We start from the raw sequence: 19,724 nt of genomic DNA on the forward strand, positions 1-19,724 counted from the left end.
ACGTTATTTATATCTATCTCAGGAAAATTTTCCCTATAATAATCCTTAATTTCCTTCGATAAAGTATCTCCTCTCTTTTTAATCATTCCATAAGAATGATCAGTATTTTGATCTTTATCTGCATTATCTATTTCGCCATATATTCCTTGTCCTAATAAGAGGATAGGGGTGGCGAAATCTTCTTTGTTGAGTGTTCTTTTCTTGAGCCCGAGCGGATAATAGAATTTTGTGCCTTCTTTTATTTTAGAATTTTTTTCATCAAGTTCTCCAAAGGATTCCGTATATATATTTTTGTGGGGGCCAATTTTTATAAAAAAGCTGTCGGGATATTTTCCTTTATACAATTCTTCAATATTAACAGCTACAGGTTCATCTTCAGAGTAAATAGAGTATATTAATTCATTGCCGAAAAATGAAATTCCAAGCAGAGGAATTAAGCAAAGAAGGAACAATACCGGACCTTTGAGTTGTTTCCAATGAATAGCAATCGGTATGATTATAATGCAACTTAACGGGATCGATATAAGGCCCCATCCCCAATGGATTTGAAAGCATGCAGTAACGATCCAAAAATATCCGAAGAATAGAATTAATAATGCTATGCCTACGCAAATATTTTGGAAGATTTCGATTACTTGAAATATAGTTTGGGTCATTGAGTAGTGAGAGTCCTTATTTTATATATCTATTAAATGCAGGATTAAGACTAAAATTATAAATTTTCTGTAGGAATTCCTACAGAAGAACCTGAGCAAATATCGGGTTAATAGAAACCGATCAGAAATTCTTATAACCTAAAAATAAATACGAAGAACCTAATAGAACGCAAAGGGGAGAGTAATAGAGATAATCTTGATTTGCAAACCTGGTGTTTTTGATTCTCTTAAAGAACCCGACCAATTTAAAATCTCCGATCGCTCTTCCAAAAAAAACTAAGGATAATAAAAGAGAAAAGATCGAACTAGTTTTATTTGGAATAAAAAGTATCCCGCCTGCCCATAGAGCGAGGATCCCAAAGCCGAGCAAGGCTAATGCTACAAGAAGTGTGAGTCCGGTGCTTGGCATAAAACTGGGCTTTCCTTCGATTTCAGGTAGGGCGTCCAGAAATCCTATTTTTCCACCGAAGGCCCAATATACATGCAAGGCGGAGAGTAAGAAAAGAATACAACCTGTAAGTGTTCCTACGATTTTTTCCGCCTGCATAACTCACCTCTGGTCCTTATTTATGAACATCCTTATAAACGAGCATGTCCAGCAATCTTTCTTCTTTTTCCGGATCGAATCCGCATGTATAATCGAATGTTTTTGGGTTTTCATATGTTCCGAACAACATATCCCACCATACGATGTCCCCATAATTATTTTTATGACGATCATATTGATGATGGATCCTATGCATTTCGGGTCTTTGGAAAAAATATCCGATCCATCTAGGAGTTTTGATATTCGTATGATAGAAAAATTCGCCGATAGCGGTACAGAATGTATAAACGGCACCTGCTTCGTAATTTAAACCTAAGATCGCGTAGACTAAAATACTTCCAATAATTGAATTTAGGATCATCTCTCCAGGATGTTTATAGAATGAAGTAATCACTTCCAATCTTTGAGGGCTATGATGGATCTGGTGAAATCCAACCCAAAGAAAATCAAAATTGTGTCTCCATCTATGCCACCAGTAGAAAATAAATGTAGCTATAAAATAAGCAAAAACTCCTCCCCAAATCGGATTTAGAAAATTGGAGACGTGAAAAATAGAACTTCCGTAAAACCATTTTTCCCAGGTGAAACCCGCTAGTACGACTACTCCTAATTGGATCAAGTTCACTAAGATCACTCTGATAGGCCAAGTTTTTACCTTAGGCAATTTCCATCCCGGGATCAATCTTTCTATGACCAAGCATATCCCAGCTATAATAAATATTTCTAATAACATTCTAATCCTCTAATATAGTTCTCATCCGGATGATGAAGAGTTAGAACTGGGTCGTTGACCTTAGGTCCGAAAAAAATTGGAAATATATTTTGGAAGATTTAGTTTTTTGGGGAACTTATATCTATTGTTATCTTTCTATACGGAACTCTATTGCGTATGGGATATGAGTAACGTTATTCATTCGGAACTTAAGATCTCTTGTATCGAGATTTCAGAATAATGAGGGATCCCAAAAATGGAAATTGCTCCAAATACGAAAGATCTACGTAACTGAGATTTTGAAAAATACGGATCATAATATCGGCAAGCAATAATAAATACGATATAAGGAATGAGCCCTATGATTATGTATCGCTTCATTATTGCAAAAGTTGGAATGGAAAGAATGGAGAAAACTAGGAAAATTCTGAGAGGAGTTCGTATAAAATGGAAACAATAATTCGCAGGAGAGCATTCATAGAATAAGACAACCTCATATCCGAAAACTAAAAGTGTTCCGATGAAAAGGAAGAATAGGAATATGATCCAGGCTCGGAATTTGTTTCTATTTGGTTCAAAGCGCATTCTTTTAGTCTCCGAAAAAATACAAATAGCCGATCTTGAATCCTCTATCTATATTGAAATCGCTTCTCGTTTGGATCATCGCTGAAAAAGTCAGATATCCGTTTTGATTTGTGGAATATTGTATTCCGGGAGCAAAAATTAATGCATCTGAATAAGGAGTGATCGTATCTCCCGCAGACGTTTTATGGCTGATCTCAAAAAGTAGATTCGTTTTAGGCGTAAAACTATATGAAAGCGTAAGCCCCGAATATAAGAATCTTTTAAAGTTTTCCTCTATGCTTTCCTTTCCGGAAGAATTGGTTTCAGACTCGAAACTGAAAGTAGCTTGTACAGAGAATGCTCCAAACTGTTTCAATCCTCCGAAATAGGCTCTGAGTAAGAATAGATCAGGATTAATGTCCGCTTCTTTCGGCTGGGACACTGCCGGACCAAAGAATTGGACCCCTCCGCCAAATGAAGCGAAGTCGGTCTTCTTATAATATTTCGCTCCGACTCCCCATCTATCCCATCCACTCCATGTTTTTCTAGTAGTTGAATAATGGTCCACGTAACCGTAATTTGCGGTTACTGAAAAAGAATCTCCGAGTTTCATTTCTCCGTAAGCAGAAACTTTTCTTTCTCTTTCGTAGCCATCTTCCGGTCTTGGGGCTCTTTCCGTTGCGGTTCCTGATACGTAAATTTTATTATAAACTGCAATCTCTTGGTTTAAATTAGGATGAACAGGATCATTCGGTGCAGAAAATAACGGGATAGAATATATCGAAGAGAAAATTAAAAATAGAAAGATATATGGGACTTTCATCTCAATTTTCCGGCCCGTTTAAGTATAAGATCGGGAAATAAGGTCTGATTTGATCACCGACTGCATTGGATAGAATTAAGTACCCATTTCGATTGGGATGATTCCCATCCGTAAGCATATCATCCGTGATCAATAATTCCGTATCTATTCTCGGAACAAATTGGACCCTTTCTTTCATTGTAGCCGTGATCATTGCAACCGCTAAGCTCGGCCAAGGGAATTTTATATTCCAAAGATTTAATGCGAATACATGATTACATCTTGTTTGAAGTATCTGGATACTTTGGATCTGCCTATCTATTGTGGCGTCTACTTGAGATTGACTGGGAGAATAGTTTCCTAAAAAATCATTAATCCCGCCTTCATATAGGCAAGCGTCATACCTGTTTTTATCATTTTGGACGTATGAAAGTATCTTTGTTGTATCAATTCCGGGGGTTGCAAAACGATACGTGTTGAATTCCGATAATTGCTCTTCGGAAGGCCAGGACGCGACAATGCTATCCCCGTACATAGCTAAAGAAGGTTTAGAGATAAAACTTAGGATCTTTTCGGAGTCGGAAGAAGGATCTTTATCGCAGTTTATTAAGGAAAATGCTATACATGCCAGAAAAAGTAGGGCTTTTTTTTCTCTTTGGAAAACCTGGGTAAGCATGAAAACATCATCCAAAAAGATAATCTTTCATTCAATACTTTTTGTTTTAGCACTATAGGACATTTCGGACAGATTGCCCTGATCGGACTTTGTATCCGAAATGTCCTTTCATCTTAGTTTATGAAAACTTAAACTAATTTTTTTGCCGCGGTGATTACTGCTTCGTAATTCGGCTCGCTTGCAATCTCAGGCACTAATTCTACATATTGTGCTACATCGTTTTTATCCAATACGAAGACTGCTCTTGCAGAAAGTCCTTTCAGGCCTCCTTCAGAAATATGAGTTCCGTAAGCTTTGGAAAAGGAAAAATCCCTAAATTGTGACAATGGTACCAAGTTAGGAGAATCCAAACCTTCCATTGTACAAAAACGATTCATCGCAAAGGGAAGATCGCCTGAGATGACTAATGTTACGATCCCGTCTAATTTCGCTGCACGCTCATGGAATTTTTTAGTTTCCATTGCACAAACTGATGTATCTAAACTTGGGACGGCTACTAGGATCTTTACTTTTCCACTATAATCTTTCAGTGATTTTGGGCTTAGATCTTTTGCAGTTCCTACAAAATCCGGAGCCTTTGCTCCTACTTCTAATAATTTTCCTTCGAGTTGAACTGGGCTACCTTTAAGAGTGACGCTTGTCATTTTTGTTTCCTTCGGGAAGGGATGATATGTTGAGAATCTAAATTGAGCAACACGAAAATCCGCACCTTCCGTATTCTTTCAGACAGAAGCAAGGTTCCAAAAAGTTCTTGCAAATTTTTAGGAGAGGAATGTGAATAACCTTAGCGGTTTATCCGTCTATATTTCTACGAAATGAAGAACATCGGTCTACAGTCTAACCTTACCCTTTGGGTCGTCCTCTGGATGGTGGTAGTGGTCACGCTACCCTGGTCAGGCTTTACGCCCTAAGGTTCTTTCGTAGGCAGCAATCCTCGAAAAGCCCCTCTCGGCGTAAAGCCGAGGGGGGCTTTTTTTATTTCTACACTGCATGAGGCAAAAAATGGAAACGATTACGGAAAAGAACAAAGCCTGGCTTCGAGAAGATAAGGTTCCTCAGAATGGAGCCGAATTGATCGTAGCATATTTAAAAAGGAGAAAGATCCAAAACGTATACGGGATCCCGGGCGGCGCCAATCTACCGTTATACGATGCTCTTCATAATTGTGGGATCCGTCATATACTTGCAAGACAAGAACAGGCAGGCGGATTTATGGCCCAAGGAGAAGCTAGGGTCACAAAAAAACCTACAGTTTGTTTAGCTTCCTCGGGCCCAGGAGTTACAAATCTAATTACAGCAGTTGCAGATGCAAAATCGGATTCTATTCCGTTAGTCGCAATTACAGGACAAGTGCCATTATCTCTCATCGGAACGGATGCGTTCCAAGAAATAGATACCTACGGGCTATCATTACCGATCACTAAAAAAAATTATCTCGTCCGATCCATTTCGGAATTAATTCGAGTTTTACCGGAAGCATTTCGGATCGCGGAAGGGCCGAGGCCCGGGCCGGTTTGGATAGATGTTCCGAAGGATATCCAAGCGGCTCCGATCTCTTTATCTATCCAACAAATCGAAGAGATATGGGCATCACAAGAAAGGGAAAATCGACAAGATACGTTTATCTCTGAATCGGACAGGTCCAGATTTTTCCATTTATTAGAGAATTCTAAAAAACCGATTCTGTATATTGGCGGAGGAGTAAAAGGATCCGGCGCGGAAGATCTGATCTTATCTTTAGCAGAGACCCAGGATATTCCGGTTGTTTCTACCCTAATGGGCCTAGATTCATTTCCTCAAAACCATCCTTTGGCTTTAGGAATGCTTGGAATGCACGGCGCCCCTTATACGAATCGTCTATTGCATGATTCGGATCTACTATTGGCGTTTGGAGTTCGTTTTGACGATCGTGCTACAGGCAAATTGGAAACATTTTGCCCGAACGCGAAAGTGATCCATGTGGATATAGATTATAAGGAAATCGGAAAGCTACGAAAACCGGATTTTGGTTTTTGTTCCGACTTGAAATTCTTCCTAAAAAGTATGGGAGAATTCCGGACAAAAATAAGAGAAGAATGGAGAGAGCAAGTTCGTTCTTACAAACAACTCTATCCATTACGTTCTATTACTGCTACCGAAGGTTATTCTCCTCAGGAGATCATTTTTTCCGTTGCGAAGTTCTTAGGTCCTAATGCAAGGATCAGCACTGATGTAGGGCAACATCAGATGTGGGTGGCTCAATATTATCCGTTTGAAAAGACGGGGACCCTGCTTACTTCCGGAGGATTAGGAACTATGGGATTCGGTTTGCCTGCTGCGATCGGAGCTTCTTTGGCGGATCCTGATTCGAAGGTAGTATGTTTCTCGGGAGACGGTTCTATTCTGATGAATATACAGGAACTGGATACTCTGAGTGAATTACAATCGGATCTTAAAATTATAATATTCGATAACCGGAATTTAGGACTGGTTCGTCAACAGCAGAATCTTTTTTACGGAGCAAGGTATAATGGCAGTTCTTATCCTTCCGAATCAAAGTTTTCCAAGATCGCCAGAGCATTCGGGATCTCTAGTTTAGATATGGGAGAGTCCGGAAAAGATCTAAACGATCTAGAAAAGTTCTTAAAAGAAAAAGGGCCGGGGCTAGTTGTAATTCCGATCCACGAGGACCTGCAGGTGCTTCCTATGGTTCCTCCAGGCAAAAGTAATTTGGAGATGCTTTTAGGTTGAGAACAGGCCTTAACAAGCTGATCTTATTATCTCAGGACTTCCCGTTCATTTCGTTCGGGAAGTCTGAGATCTATTTATCTTTATCCAATATTCATTTCTCTATTCTTTCTAACTCCTCTTGGTGGCCCTCCCGGGCCTAATTATATTTACATTCTGTTTTTATAATGAATTTCCGGGTATTTAAGGTCCGGAATTACCAAAAGGAGATGATCATGTCCATAGAATTACAAAATTTAAGAAAAGAAGCGAATTCACTCTCGCCAAAACCCATCCTAAAACCTTTTCCTTTAAAAGAAGAAGGGCTTCTGGATTATTTTCAAAAACTTTTAGAAGGATCTGAAACTGCGGTTTTATTCGAAAGTTTAGGTCCTGAATCGGATAATTCTAGATTTAGTTTCGTTTCAGGTTTTCCAAAGAGAACATTTAAAGCAAAAGAGAATATCCTCGAATGTGATGGAAGGCCGATCGGTATCGGGAATCCGTACGAAATGTTTTCGGAAATCTTTCCTGGTCGAAATTCATTTTTAGAGTACAGCGAATCCGGAGGCGGTGGCCTCTACGGTTATCTTTCATATGAGGCAGCGAATGATATGGAGTCAAGCCTCGGATTAAAGGAACATCCAAAATTTCCTAAGTTCTGTTTCGCTTGGATGGAAGACGGGATCCTTTTAGATAGAAGGACCGGAGAATCCAAATATTTTCATTACGGAACGGATCGTTTTTCTCTTTTTGAAGAGATCTTTTTCAAAAGTACTCCTCCAAACGGAAAATTCAAAGCGATCGATTTAGGCTTTTCTAAAACACAAGAAGAGCATCGTTCTATGGTGGAAGAAGTTTTGGAAGAGATCCGAAGCGGAAATACATTCCAATGCCAGATCGGTTTCAGAAAAACATTTCTGATCGGGGAGAATACAACGGAAAATTTCCGTAGAAAAGGAGATTTAGAATTATATAAATCGGTTCGAAAAGTGAATCCTTCTCCTTTTATGTTCTTTCTTTCCTTTCCGGAAGAAGTTCATTTGGGAGCTAGTCCTGAGTTGTTATTTCGTTTGAAGGACGGGCTCGCAGAAAGTTTTCCTTTAGCAGGAACTGTTAGAAGAGGGAGTAACGAAGAAGAAGATCGTAAATTTGCGCTACAATTATTATCCGATCCGAAAGAGATCGCGGAGCATAATATGTTAGTGGATCTTCACAGAAACGATCTGGGCAGAGTTTCCAAATTCGGGACAGTAAAGGTAAGAGATTCTTTTGCGTTAAAAAGATTTAGTCATGTGCAACATCTTTCTACCGAAGTCTCAGGTATACTTAGGCCCGGAAAAAATATGTTCTCAGGCCTTGCGGCATCTTTTCCAACCGGAACATTAAGTGGTGCTCCTAAAATAGAATCCATGAAGATCATTCATCGTATCGAGAATGATCCAAGAGGACCGTATGGGGGAGCTGTAGGAAGATTCGGTTTTGATGGAAATTGTTCCTTTTGTATCCCGATCCGAAGTTATTTCAGAAAGGAAGAAGAAGCTGTGATCCGCGCATCGGGCGGCATAGTGATCGATTCCGATCCTAAGGCGGAATACGAGGAGATAGGTCATAAATTAGGAGCGGTTCTAAAAGCGATGGAGGCTCTCAAATGAAAGTTTTATTAGTAGATCATCACGATTCTTTTTCTTATAATCTATTTCAGCTTGTAGGAGAAATTTTAGAAGAGGAATTTCCCTATAGATTCCAATTGGATGTGATCCGGCAAAACGAGGCGGATCTTTCCAGGGTTCTAAAAGAGAAATATGATAGGATCGTACTTTCTCCCGGACCTGGAACTCCTACAGATCCTCAATATTTTGGATGTTCTATGGAGATATTGAAGCAGTTGGGAGGGATTGTTCCGATCCTAGGTGTCTGTTTAGGAATGCAGGGGATCGCATATTTCGCAGGAGCGAATATTATAAAAGCAGAATACCCGATGCATGGTAAGATCTCCACTATCAAAACGGACGGAGATGGGGTCTTTAAGGATCTTCCTGCCGAATTAAAAGTGATGAGATATCACTCCCTGATAGTGGATGATAAAAGCCTGGATATGGAGTGGGAGAGGACTGCATTTGCAGGAGATGAGCTCATGGGGATCCGTCATAAGGAAAAAATGATAGAAGGGGTTCAGTTCCATCCGGAATCTTTTGCGACGGAAGGGGGAAGGAGGATGCTTTCTAATTTTCTAATATCGAATTAAGAAGCGATAGAAGAAGAGGAATACTTCAGGAAATCTCGGAGCCTTTCTGCCAAATCTTCCATACGGAAAGGTTTCCCGAGATAATCATCGATTCCTGCTTCCGCGCAGGCAGCTCTATCTTCTGGGCTATCATGAGCTGTAACAGCTACGATCCAAGGGATTTTACGAGAGCTCGGTTTTTTCTTTAAGATCCTTGCAGTTTCAATCCCGCTTAACTCGGGCATTTGGATATCTAATAAGATCAGATCCAGATCTTTTTCTTCCCAATATGCTAATGCGTCTAGACCATTTGCGACGAGAGCACATTTAAGGCCCATTCTCTCTAACATTTTTTCTATTAACTTTTGGTTAACGGGATTATCTTCGGCGACTAAAATTTTCAGATCCGAATGAGAAGAGAAATCCAGATCTTTCTGAGTTTTGGATTCTAGTTTTCGTTTCGTTTCGGCGGAACTTGCTTTAGGCAATTCCATTTCTAAAATGAAAGTGGATCCTACTCTGAACTCGCTCTCAACATGAATTTCCCATCCCAAGGCTTCGCAAATCCTTTTACAGATCGCAAGACCGAGCCCTGTTCCGCCGTATTTTCTGGAAGAAGAAATATCCGCTTGAGAAAACGCTTCGAATAAGATCGGGATCCGATGAGAATCAATTCCGATCCCAGTATCTCTTACGCTCAGAGATAAGTGAATATTACTTTCAGTTTCCGATTCTACTTTTAATTCTAAAGTGACTCCACCTTTTTCGGTGAACTTTAACGCGTTGGAAACTAGATTGGATAAAATTTGTCTGATCCGGATCGCATCCGACTTAACATAAAGACTCGTTTTGGCAGGAGGAAGAATCGTTTTAAATGCCAATCCTTTTCTAAACGCTTCATCAGAAGCTTCTTCCGAATATCTTTCCAGAAGAGAGACCAAATCGAAATCTTGATGTGTGAAATGCATGGATCCTGATTCGGCCTTACTAAAATCAATTACATCATTGATCAGTCGGATCAGATGTTCTGCACTCTCCGTCAAAGAATCCAGATACTGTTTTTGTTGGTCTGAATTTTCTGTCTGGCGCAGTAGATCTACCATTCCTAGGATCCCATGAACAGGGGTCCTAAACTCGTGGTTCATATTCACAAAAAATTGTTCTTTAGCTTTTTGTAATTCTAAAGCTACGGATTGCAATTGGATCAAGGCCTGGGACTTAGCATCCAATTCCATAAAAGAGACAACTGAATCTGCGAGTGCTTCTAAAGCCTGTATTTCTGCTGGGGTTATTTTTTTAGGTTTAGAATCGATTACACATAAGGTCCCCAAAACATAACCGTCAGGAGTTCTGAGAGGGGCACCTGCATAAAATCGAATATTAGGATCACCTAATACATAAGGATTGCTCTTAAATCTCGAATCCGTTTCGGCATCTTCTACAATTAAGAATTTATTCTCTGCAACCGCAAATTGACAAAAAGAATCCCTTCTAAGAGTTTCAGTATCGTCTATACCGAGCCTTGCCTTAAACCATTGCCTTTCAGAATCGATTAGGGTAACTAGGGCGATCGGAGCCCCACATATTAGGGATGCCGCACGTACGATGCCGTCGTATTTTTCCTCGGGAGGAGTATCTAATATTTTATAACGTCTTAACGCCTGAAGCCTTTCTTCTTCATTTTCGGGTATTGGAGCGACGCTATACGGAAGGTTTTCCATTGTTCTAGACTAACCCTAATAGACTAAAAATAGTGGGGCTTATCCTCCCATTGGAAAACAAAAACGCAAGGATTTAACGAATTATTGGATTATTTTGCGGATTTAACTGTGAATGACCTGAAAATTGCGGGCCCCCAAAACTTTTCCCTGGGATAGGATTTCTTGCAATTTTCTAATACTTTTGCGGGTATTTTCGAACGCTTTGGGATAAATCCAGGACCTGAATAGTTTAGAAAATCCGGATAATTCCATCTGGCTTGTAAAAAGGATTTTTGTGTCCGTATCCGAGCCTTTCGGGTCCGGGTAAAAGCAGAAGGTCTCAGTACTTTCAGAAAATCTGTTTTTGATCCTTAACACTAGCCTGCTTGGATACTTGGATTCCAAGATCTGGCATTCATATTTAAAATTGAAAATCCAAAGTTTAGTTCCTATTTGAAAACCGGGAGTACTTTCGATTTTTTTAAAGGAGAGAATATTTTTAGACCAGTCGGACATACGTTCGAAATTCGAAACATAATCGAACGCTCTGCCCAGAGAAATTGGTACCGTGAATGCTATCGTAGTCGTCGCCATGGAAACTTCTCTCTTTTATTAAAAAGAATTCCCTTAGAATTCCTTTTCGAGTCCAATGTAGTATAGAGAGGAAATATGGGTTTTAGACGAATAACCGGAACAAGAATCGCCGAAAAAACTATTGAAGGTGGAGGATTTCCTGTCCGAAGACCTTTTCCAGTTCCGCAATTTTCTTATTGGGATCCATTTTTGCTATTGGATGAAATGGGACCGGTAATTTACGAACCGGGAAAAGCGATCGGAGCCCCCGATCATCCTCATAGGGGTTTTGAAACAGTTACATATCTTTTATCTGGAGAAATGGAACATAGGGACTCTTGGGGACATGCAGGAAAATTAAAAGAAGGCGGGATCCAATGGATGACTGCAGGTGCAGGACTTGTACATTCAGAACTTCCTTCTTCTGATTTTCAATCTCGTGGTGGCAGAATGCACGGATTTCAGATCTGGGTCAATCTCCCAAGGGATAAAAAACTTATTTCCCCAAACTATCAGGAAATGGACTCTTCCGAACTTCCAACCGTAGAAAAGGACGGAGTCTGGGCAAAGGTGATCGCGGGAGACCTCTGGGGAACGAATGCAGTCATCCAGACACAGACCCCGATCGTATTCTTTCATTTGAAACTTTCTCCGGGATCTTATGCGGAGGTTCCAGTGCCTAAGGGATATAATATTCTAACGTATCCTTTTGTAGGAGGAGGGACCGTCATAGATTCGGATGCGGAACATGATCTGGAAGAAGGAGAAACCGTATATTACCAAGGGGGGGAAGGAAGTATAGGCCTTCGTGCTCCTGAAAATTTTGCTTGGGAAGTTTTGATCTTAGGAGGGCAACCTCTGAATGAGCCTGTGGCACGTTATGGCCCTTTCGTGATGACAACTCCTCAAGAGATACAACAAGCTTTCGAAGATTATTCGGAAGGAAAAATGGGAAAAATATAACTCCTTCATGGAGCCGTTCCTGATCCTAATTTGTCTATTGGGAGGAGCGGCTCTTTATCTTCTAATTCCTAAAAGAAAACGGAAACAAGAAAATCTAATCTCTACTCTGCCTGAAGATAAAAGGCCGGAAGTTTTGGAGGTCTCTTTTTATTTCCATGCAGGCGGAGCTGAGATTATATCTTCTCCCGATCGTAACTTGAAGGATATCCTACAAACCTGGAAAGAACTGGAAAATCAGATCTCGGTTAAAGGATGGACCGACGATTATGGAACTCCCGCTGGAAATAGAAAATTATCTAAAGACAGGGCCATGGAAGTAAAACGATTTCTGGAGAAGATAGGGATACCAAAAACTAGGATTTTAGTTTCTTTTCACGGGACGGCTCCTGAAAGTATTGGAAACAAGAATAAGGATCGTTTTAGGAGAGTAGATTGTATCCTGGTTCCCCAAATAAAAAAGTGATCGTAATCGGCGGAGGAGCCGCAGGCTTTTTCGGGGCCATCCAAACTAAAATTCAATCCCAAGGAAAGGCTTCCGTTCATTTATACGAAAAATCTCCCAACGTACTTTCTAAAGTAAAAATTTCAGGCGGGGGAAGGTGTAATGTCACTCATTCCTGTTTCGATCCGGAAGAATTATCAAAACGTTATCCAAGGGGAGAAAAAGAGCTCAGAAGAGCATTCGAAATATTCCAGCCAAAGGACACCATAAAGTTTTTCGAATCCAGAGGAGTGAAATTGAAAACGGAAAATGATGGAAGAATGTTCCCTGTTACGGACGATTCTGAAACTATCATTTCCTGTCTTTTAGAAGAGGCAAAAAAATCTGGAGTAAAGATCAAAACCAAAGTTTCTATTTTAGGGATCTATAAAAGTGAAGATCCAAATGAGAAACGATTCAGGGTCCAAACGGAAGAGGGGGAAGAATATTTCGATTCTGTACTGATTGCTACCGGTTCTGCTAAGAAGGTTTGGACTTGGTTGGAAAATTTGGGTCATACGATCGAATCTCCGGTCCCTTCTTTATTTACATTTGAGATCTCGGATCCGTTGCTGGAAGGGTTCCAAGGGTTGTCTGTTTCTGACGCAGAGATTACATTCAAAAATTTTAAACTAAAACAAAGAGGCCCTGTCCTTTTCACACATTGGGGTTTAAGCGGGCCCGCTATCCTAAAACTTTCCGCTTGGGGAGCTAGGGAATTATTCGAATGCGATTATAAAACTGAAATTTATGTGGATTGGGTCCCTAATTTGTCCAGACAAGAAGTTCGAGAAAAACTTTTATCTCGGAAAAAGGAAAATCCTGCACGTAAACCTGGGACCTATTCTGAATTTGATCTGCCTTCCAGATTTTGGGAAAGGATTTGGGAGAATGTTTCCGGAAGCGAGAAAAGATGGTCCGATATCTCCTCTAAAGAATTACACCAGGTGGAAGAAATACTCAAAAGAACAGTTTTTAAAGTCTCCGGAAAAGGAACGTTTAAGGATGAATTCGTAACTTGTGGAGGAGTTCGTCGCAAGGAAGTAGATTTTTCTAAAATGGAAAGTAGGGTAGTTCCGGGATTATATTTTGCGGGAGAAGTTTTGGATATAGACGGCATCACCGGCGGTTTTAATTTCCAGAATGCTTGGACTACTTCTTATATTGCTGCAAGATCTTTGGCAGAGATCTAATTCCAAGGTTCCGGAAAAGAACTAAATCCTAAACGATTTCCATCCGGATCCAAGAAATATCTAGAATATTCAGTTTTTTGAACATACGAATTTCCGAAAAGGGAATCTAATCTTTCTTTTTCTTCCTTAGTATTCGCTGAAAAGATAAGTGCGTGAGGAGCCTTGGGAACATTTTCCTTTTCAATCATGATCCGAGTCGATCCCGCTAAAAACCAGGAAGATCTGAGATTCCCATCCGGTAAGACATGATCTTTTTCGAAATCGAGGCCTGGGATCTGCATATAAAATTCTTTTAATGTTTTCGGATCTTCCGTGGCAATCGCGATATGATGGATCATTCCATAATTACCAGGTCGGAATATTGAGGATGTCTTTTAAGATAAGTTTGAACGAAGGAACAGTTCGGTATGATCTTCTTTCCTTGTTCTTTTGCGGCTTTTAATGCGGCTTCTGCCAGTAGGGAAGCGATCCCTTTTCCCCTAAAATCAGTAGGAACAAAAGTATGATACAAGTCCCATACATGGGTTCCGATCTCCCTATATACCAAATGAGCTTCTCTTCCATCTTGGAGGATCAGGAATTTTTTGGCAGCGACATCGTGTTGAACTGGATTCATTTTCCCCTCTTATCATTCGACTGTTTGAAGATATGTTTAAAGATCTGCTTGGTAAGAAAAATCGATCAGGTTTTAAAAATCAAGCAAACAGAAGTTCCTCCTACATTTTTCAGATCTAATTCCGCCTTCAATTGACTGCATAAAGAACGGATGATCATCAAACCGAGGGAATCCTGATCCGATTTAACTTTAGATCCTTGCCCGAACCATTCTTGGATAGAAGGCATTCCGACCCCGTCGTCTTTGACGGTAAGATGGATCTTATCAGCTTCTACTTTTAACTGAACCGAAATTTTGCCTTCAACCTCTTTCGGGAATGCATGTTTTAAGGAATTTGAAATTAATTCTGTAACTATCAGACCGCAAGGAATTGCCTTTTCCATAGAAAGTCTTACAGGATCCAGATCCGATTCGAAACCGATCCGATTCCCTGTAGGAAAATAGGATGTAACCAAATGTCTGAGTAGGGACTCCAAATATGTTTTCATATCCACATTTGCGAACTTGTCCTGCTTGTACAAATGATCGTGGATCATCGCCATTGCAGTGATCCTACTTTGTGCCTTGGAAAGTATTTCAGATGTACCTGATTCGGATGAATACATATTTTGCAAATTCAACATTCCGGATACGATCTGAAGATTGTTTTTTACCCTATGGTGTATCTCATGAAGTAGAACTTCCTTCTCTCTTAGATTTTCTTCTAAGGTCCTTTCTATTTCTATTCTTCTCGATATCTCTTTTTCCAAAGTTCTTTTGGATTTGTATATATGAGCTTTTCTTAATCTGAGGCTGGTTAGGTATTCATGTCTTCTTTGAACACTTTCCTGCAAACCTCTCATCAGGATGGTAAGAGGAACGCATACGATCGTATTTGCGATAATGAAATTTAATCCTACAACGTACATTCTTTCGGGTAGCATATGCCATTGTAAGTTCATATACATCTGTAACCGAGCCACTACGAATACTGCGATCGCGTTTGCAAGTAATCCGAGTAGGGAAGGGGTTAGTCCGAATAATACTCCGGCGATCACAGGAAAAGGGAATAACCAAAGTAATCCTCCACCTTCAGGACCGATAAAAAGTAGAAGAGAAAATCCGAGTGAGAAATTCATTGTAAGGACCAATGCGGCCTTTAAGGAGAATGGAAATGTTTTTGCAAGTAAGAGTAGGTAGATAAGTCCTAATCCGAAGGAATCTATCCAGAGGACTTCTGTTTTTCCTTCTGTCCAAGCGAGATATACACTCGGGACATATGCGATCGAGCCTAGTAAAGCTATGCTGAAAATGATTGAGGTTAAGATCAGTTCTCTCCAAAAAGAAAGTCCGGAGGAGACCGGAATTTTTGGAGTTAGGTAATCTTGGACCGATTTGAAAACCCGATCCAGATGCCCGAGCTTTTTTCCTTTTCCCATAACTGTTATAAATAGACTATTCGAATCTATCAAAACTATAATACCCTAGTTCGAATAAAAAGCGGCGGGGAATTTTATTTGTTTCTATTTTCATAATGAATTATGTAAGATCGTGTTCTTCGTTTATTAATAATAATCAAAAAACGAAAAAATACTAACCCCTTATGATTAGTTTTTCCTTTTTGCCTTGTATTCAGATTATTTTTAAAACAATTTTTCGTCACGTTAGTTGAATGATATTCGATACCTTCTTCTTGCATGAGTAAAAAAAAAGAGGTCCGGAGACCTCTCTGAAGTTGGTAGTTAGGTATAAATAATTCGTTCTAGTTTTTAGAAATTACTCCGTCCACTGATAACTTTCCTCCACCCTTGATCACGAGTGCTAAAGAAATTGCGATCATTAGAAGATGGAATTCGAAACCTTCTCCTTTTTGATTTCCTGCCCAGTTCATAAAGAATCCATGCTCTGCATGAGGAAGGATTGCGACTGTCATTACCACTGCGATACCCGCTGCTGCAACTCTGGTAAGAAGACCTGAGAGTAATCCGAAAGGTCCTAAAAATTCAGCGACGAATAATAGGATCACTAAGAAGCCAGGGAAACCTGCGGTAGTAAGATATGTGTAGGTTCCGGAGAGTCCGTATCCACCGTACCATCCTAAAACTTTCTGTGCTCCATGTGGGAACATCACAACTGCGAGAGTAACTCTGAGAATTAGGGAAGTAATGTCTGTATCTGTTTTAAATATTTTTTGAATCACGATCATCTCCTGAATGATTTACGTATATATAGTCTAATGATTAATAGTTTATTATTAAAGTAATGGGCCGAAAAATCCGAAAAACATGAAACACCTCCTAATAGATTACGCTGATTTAAGTCCGACAGTCTTGCAGATCTGTCCTAAATTTTTAAGTTCTTCATCACTTAGGCAGGCCATCTTTTGTTTTAACTGCTCTAAATAATTTGGGAAAGAAGTTCCGATTAACTCTTTTCCCTTTGTAGTTAGATTAATGATAAAATAACGTCTGTCTTCTTCACTTCTAACTCTCACAACTAGATCTCTTTTTTCTAGATTGTCTATGATCTGTGTGATATTTCCTTCGCAGGAAAAAATTTTCTGTCCGATCTCTTTTTGGCACATAGGTCCGAGATGATGTAAGGTTTCCAAACATCCAAATTGGCCGCTAGTCAGATTGTACTGACCAAGGAATTTCTCCTCCATAGTACGGATAGAATCCGCACATCGGCTTAATTTGATATAAGCGTCTAAAACTTTTATATCTCTAGACTTTCCTTTATAGTGAGTAGCCATAATACTTCAAGATTGAACTATTACTGTATAGACTGCCCGGATAGGAAAAAGTCAACAAAAAAAGAATTCTGCACCCTGGTCTATCTACATAGGGGAGCCTATATTTTTGACCCTGAGATGGGATCTGAGTAGCCTTGTGCCGAAATTTGTAGGACATTCGGTAGCTTCTTCATTCAAAACTTCTCTACAGGTATTATCCTTCCAATTGATCGAAAAGTAGATGAAGGAAGGTTTTCCTATAATATTCTCTCTTTTGATCGGACCCTTATGCCTGGAATCAAAAGACGCTGAGCGAAGATCTCCGATCACAAAATATTCTTTATCCTTTAATATAATCTCTTGTTTTAGGGAATAGAATTCATCTTTCTGATGATAGTTTGCGTAATTACCAAAAATATAATATTTTCGGACTCCGATCCATTCTTCTAATTTTTCGCGTCCGGTCAGGTCGAAATCGAATCTATCCTGATCTAGAATTTCATTTTGATATACCAATTCGTTCGTTTTTTCGTTTGTTCGAAAACGAAGAAAGTCCCAGCCGTTATAAGATTCATACCAATATGAAATTTTATCTCCAGGCAAACCGATTATCCTATGAAAATAGATCCTATTCGGAAGTCCTTCCGGATCATCCCCCTTGTAGTAGATTAAATCTCCTCTTTTGAAACTGAGATCGTATTTTCGAATAAGAACATAGTCTCCCTTTTGAAGAGAAGGTTCATTATCTAAAGATTCTATTTTATGAAATTCGAATATGTGATTTTCAAACAGCTCCAAAGCGGATTTTGTACAATGATTTGTAGAGAGTAGGGTAAATAGTAAGAGTAATATTTGGATCGGAACTCTGGGCATTTATTCGATCGGGCCTAAGTTTTTGGTTCTAAATTTCATTCTGGAAAATCTGGAAAAAATATCTTTAGGGCATTCTTCTGCGCTTCTTTCTAAAAATTCTTTGCAGGTATAATCTTTCCAATTGAAAGATAAATACTTATAAACTACGATCCCTAAAATATCCTCGCCTTGGATCGGACCCCAAAATCTAGAATCGGAAGAATTTCCCCGATTATCTCCCAATACGAAATAATCATTTTCCCCTAATGTGAGTTTTTCACCTGATGGTAAAAAAATAAAAGGGTATGGTTTTCCATAAGAAAAGATTTTATATTTTTTGTCCCCGACCCGTTCATAATATAATTTTAATCCTTCTATCTCGATATCGAAATCTTCCTGGTGTAGGACTTCGTCGGAAGTTTCCAGAGGAAGTAACTCATCATTCAATATGACCCTAAAATGATATTGTTCCGGCCCTGAAGTCTTTTCGAAATAATAGGAGATAGTATCTCCCGGGAGACCTATGAGTCTTTTCACAAATTTTTTTCTATAGGGTCCGGTGCTTTCTTCCGGTCCTACTGCTGCCTCCGGAGCATTAAATGTGATCAGATCCCCTCTTTTTGGAGAAAAATTGAATTTTTTGACAACTATATAATCCCCGATCTGCAGATTGGGTTCCATGGAGCCTGCGGGTATATAATTATTATCTATTACATTTTCTTTGAATATGGATACGATCGTAATGTCACAGTTTACAAGAAATCCGATCGGAAGTAATAATACGAGGATCCGAAAACGTATTTTTGAAAGAATCGGCCTTAAAAAATATGTCAGTGCGGATCCCCGTTTATTCAATTTTATGCTCCTGTAGGATCCCAACAGGTCCTAAAATTTTCGTTCCAGGTTTCCATTTCCTGGAGATCGGATCCGCTCAATGAAAAGTCGAATACCTGAGAATTTTCGAGGATCCTTTCTCTTTTTACCGATTTAGGGATCACTACCATTCCTTTATCTATAGCCCATCGGATCAGTATTTGAGCCGGGGTTTTTCCATATTTTTTCGCAATTTTTGCTAATTTTGGATCGGAGATCCTTTGGCCATGGGCGAGGGGGCTATACGCTTCCAATACTATATTATTCTTTTTGCAAGTATTTAGAAGGTCGTTTTGGTTCAAGAATGGATGATATTCTACCTGATTTACTGCAGGTGTAATTTCCGCGTATTGGAATAATTCCTGGAGATGAGGGATTGTGTAATTACTGACTCCGATCGCTCTAGCTAAACCATCTTTGTAAGCCTTTTCCAATTCTTTCCAGGCTTGTTTTCTGGTCCCTGCAACCGGGAAATGGATGAGATAAAGATCTATTTGATCTACTCCGATCGTTTTTAAGGATTCTTCTAGATATTTGCGGGGATCCTTTTGATCGCTATTCCATAGTTTTGTTGTGATGAATAGTTCGTTTCGAGGAACTCCACTTTTTCGAATGGCTTCTCCTACGTCCGATTCGTTCCCGTAAATTTTTGCAGTATCTATATGTCGATACCCTAATTCGAGAGCAGAGAGAACTGCATCTACACATTCCTTACCGGATCTTGTTTTCCAAACGCCTAAACCGAATACAGGCATTTCGACCCCGTTATTTAAACGGACGGACTGATTTAAGACTAAATTTTGCATACGTGTTTAGACTCCTCAGTATTCAGACTGAGATATGACCCGGGCTTTTTTATACTGAACTTAC

General features: G+C 39.6%; 23 protein-coding genes. 6 read left to right on the top strand and 17 right to left on the bottom strand.

Annotated elements, in window-relative coordinates; translation table 11 throughout:
- From EHQ64_RS16470 to tpx, 7 genes are all read right to left on the bottom strand, one after another.
- A partial coding sequence (locus EHQ64_RS16470) for a hypothetical protein (protein ID WP_210410879.1) occupies window positions 1-656 on the bottom strand: 656 nt, incomplete at its 3' end.
- A gap of 121 nt (window positions 657-777) precedes the next feature.
- Window positions 778-1,203 carry a DUF3995 domain-containing protein gene (locus EHQ64_RS16475; RefSeq protein ID WP_135650900.1) on the bottom strand — a complete coding sequence of 142 codons (426 nt, stop codon included), beginning with the start codon at window positions 1,201-1,203 and terminating at the stop codon, window positions 778-780.
- 16 nt (window positions 1,204-1,219) lie between these two features.
- Window positions 1,220-1,936 carry a sterol desaturase family protein gene (locus EHQ64_RS16480; RefSeq protein ID WP_135650901.1) on the bottom strand — a complete coding sequence of 239 codons (717 nt, stop codon included), beginning with the start codon at window positions 1,934-1,936 and terminating at the stop codon, window positions 1,220-1,222.
- 177 nt (window positions 1,937-2,113) lie between these two features.
- On the bottom strand, window positions 2,114-2,500 hold the full coding sequence (locus EHQ64_RS16485; RefSeq protein WP_135650902.1) for a hypothetical protein: 387 nt from the start codon (window positions 2,498-2,500) through the stop codon (window positions 2,114-2,116).
- A 4-nt stretch (window positions 2,501-2,504) separates the two neighbouring features.
- Complete coding sequence (locus EHQ64_RS16490) at window positions 2,505-3,302, bottom strand: hypothetical protein (protein ID WP_135650903.1); 798 nt, start codon at window positions 3,300-3,302, stop codon at window positions 2,505-2,507.
- A gap of 1 nt (window position 3,303) precedes the next feature.
- On the bottom strand, window positions 3,304-3,957 hold the full coding sequence (locus EHQ64_RS16495; RefSeq protein WP_246048814.1) for an SGNH/GDSL hydrolase family protein: 654 nt from the start codon (window positions 3,955-3,957) through the stop codon (window positions 3,304-3,306).
- Between the two features lie 128 nt (window positions 3,958-4,085).
- Complete coding sequence (gene tpx, locus EHQ64_RS16500; protein WP_135650904.1) at window positions 4,086-4,601, bottom strand: thiol peroxidase; 516 nt, start codon at window positions 4,599-4,601, stop codon at window positions 4,086-4,088.
- Between the two features lie 358 nt (window positions 4,602-4,959).
- Between tpx and ilvB the strand changes: the two genes are divergently transcribed.
- The 3 genes from ilvB (at window position 4,960) to EHQ64_RS16515 (ending at window position 8,911) form a co-directional block, all read left to right on the top strand.
- On the top strand, window positions 4,960-6,687 hold the full coding sequence (ilvB, locus tag EHQ64_RS16505; RefSeq protein ID WP_135650905.1) for a biosynthetic-type acetolactate synthase large subunit: 1,728 nt from the start codon (window positions 4,960-4,962) through the stop codon (window positions 6,685-6,687).
- A 212-nt stretch (window positions 6,688-6,899) separates the two neighbouring features.
- Entirely contained in the window at window positions 6,900-8,318 is a 1,419-nt protein-coding gene (locus EHQ64_RS16510; RefSeq protein ID WP_135650906.1) for an anthranilate synthase component I family protein, read from the top strand.
- Window positions 8,315-8,911 carry an anthranilate synthase component II gene (locus EHQ64_RS16515; RefSeq protein ID WP_135650907.1) on the top strand — a complete coding sequence of 199 codons (597 nt, stop codon included), beginning with the start codon at window positions 8,315-8,317 and terminating at the stop codon, window positions 8,909-8,911. Before EHQ64_RS16510 ends, EHQ64_RS16515 begins: the two co-directional genes overlap by 4 nt.
- Here EHQ64_RS16515 and EHQ64_RS16520 read toward each other — a convergent pair.
- Together EHQ64_RS16520 and EHQ64_RS16525 are read right to left on the bottom strand one after the other, a co-directional pair.
- The gene (locus EHQ64_RS16520; RefSeq protein WP_135650908.1) at window positions 8,908-10,611 is read right to left on the bottom strand and encodes a hybrid sensor histidine kinase/response regulator; all 1,704 of its coding nucleotides are present in this window, start codon (window positions 10,609-10,611) and stop codon (window positions 8,908-8,910) included. The two genes, EHQ64_RS16515 and EHQ64_RS16520, sit on opposite strands and share 4 nt — an antisense overlap.
- A gap of 102 nt (window positions 10,612-10,713) precedes the next feature.
- Entirely contained in the window at window positions 10,714-11,184 is a 471-nt protein-coding gene (locus tag EHQ64_RS16525) for an SRPBCC family protein (protein ID WP_135650909.1), read from the bottom strand.
- Between the two features lie 75 nt (window positions 11,185-11,259).
- On the opposite strand from EHQ64_RS16525, the gene EHQ64_RS16530 reads away from it, so the two are divergent.
- Genes EHQ64_RS16530 through EHQ64_RS16540 form a run of 3 tightly spaced genes read left to right on the top strand, consistent with a single transcriptional unit; the run spans window position 11,260 to window position 13,800 of the window.
- A complete protein-coding gene (locus EHQ64_RS16530; RefSeq protein ID WP_135650910.1) occupies window positions 11,260-12,126 on the top strand; it encodes a pirin family protein in 867 nt (288 codons plus the stop codon).
- Between the two features lie 7 nt (window positions 12,127-12,133).
- Window positions 12,134-12,589, top strand: a complete 456-nt coding sequence (locus EHQ64_RS16535) for an OmpA family protein (protein WP_135650911.1) — start codon at window positions 12,134-12,136, stop codon at window positions 12,587-12,589.
- Window positions 12,559-13,800, top strand: a complete 1,242-nt coding sequence (locus EHQ64_RS16540; RefSeq protein WP_135650912.1) for a BaiN/RdsA family NAD(P)/FAD-dependent oxidoreductase — start codon at window positions 12,559-12,561, stop codon at window positions 13,798-13,800. Before EHQ64_RS16535 ends, EHQ64_RS16540 begins: the two co-directional genes overlap by 31 nt.
- Here the strand turns inward: EHQ64_RS16540 and EHQ64_RS16545 are convergent.
- The 8 genes from EHQ64_RS16545 to EHQ64_RS16580 form a co-directional block, all read right to left on the bottom strand.
- The gene (locus EHQ64_RS16545) at window positions 13,797-14,138 is read right to left on the bottom strand and encodes a VOC family protein (RefSeq protein ID WP_135650913.1); all 342 of its coding nucleotides are present in this window, start codon (window positions 14,136-14,138) and stop codon (window positions 13,797-13,799) included. The two genes, EHQ64_RS16540 and EHQ64_RS16545, sit on opposite strands and share 4 nt — an antisense overlap.
- On the bottom strand, window positions 14,135-14,416 hold the full coding sequence (locus tag EHQ64_RS16550) for a GNAT family N-acetyltransferase (protein WP_135650914.1): 282 nt from the start codon (window positions 14,414-14,416) through the stop codon (window positions 14,135-14,137). Before EHQ64_RS16550 ends, EHQ64_RS16545 begins: the two co-directional genes overlap by 4 nt.
- 65 nt (window positions 14,417-14,481) lie before the next feature.
- Window positions 14,482-15,867, bottom strand: a complete 1,386-nt coding sequence (locus tag EHQ64_RS16555; RefSeq protein ID WP_246048815.1) for a sensor histidine kinase — start codon at window positions 15,865-15,867, stop codon at window positions 14,482-14,484.
- A 290-nt stretch (window positions 15,868-16,157) separates the two neighbouring features.
- Window positions 16,158-16,595, bottom strand: coding sequence for a DoxX family protein (locus EHQ64_RS16560; protein ID WP_135650915.1), 438 nt, complete (start codon window positions 16,593-16,595; stop codon window positions 16,158-16,160).
- Window positions 16,596-16,700: 105 nt separating this feature from the next.
- Window positions 16,701-17,150 carry a MarR family winged helix-turn-helix transcriptional regulator gene (locus EHQ64_RS16565; RefSeq protein WP_135650916.1) on the bottom strand — a complete coding sequence of 150 codons (450 nt, stop codon included), beginning with the start codon at window positions 17,148-17,150 and terminating at the stop codon, window positions 16,701-16,703.
- Between the two features lie 84 nt (window positions 17,151-17,234).
- Window positions 17,235-18,002 (bottom strand): signal peptidase I, encoded by a 768-nt coding sequence (gene lepB / locus EHQ64_RS16570; RefSeq protein ID WP_135650917.1) that lies wholly within the window; start codon window positions 18,000-18,002, stop codon window positions 17,235-17,237.
- A complete protein-coding gene (gene lepB, locus EHQ64_RS16575) occupies window positions 18,003-18,836 on the bottom strand; it encodes a signal peptidase I (protein WP_167882425.1) in 834 nt (277 codons plus the stop codon). It abuts the gene before it with no gap.
- Between the two features lie 2 nt (window positions 18,837-18,838).
- On the bottom strand, window positions 18,839-19,660 hold the full coding sequence (locus EHQ64_RS16580) for an aldo/keto reductase (RefSeq protein ID WP_135650919.1): 822 nt from the start codon (window positions 19,658-19,660) through the stop codon (window positions 18,839-18,841).
- Window positions 19,661-19,724: the final 64 nt, after the last annotated feature.

It is taken from the genome of Leptospira sarikeiensis (assembly GCF_004769615.1).
GTDB classification, from domain to species: domain Bacteria; phylum Spirochaetota; class Leptospiria; order Leptospirales; family Leptospiraceae; genus Leptospira_B; species Leptospira_B sarikeiensis.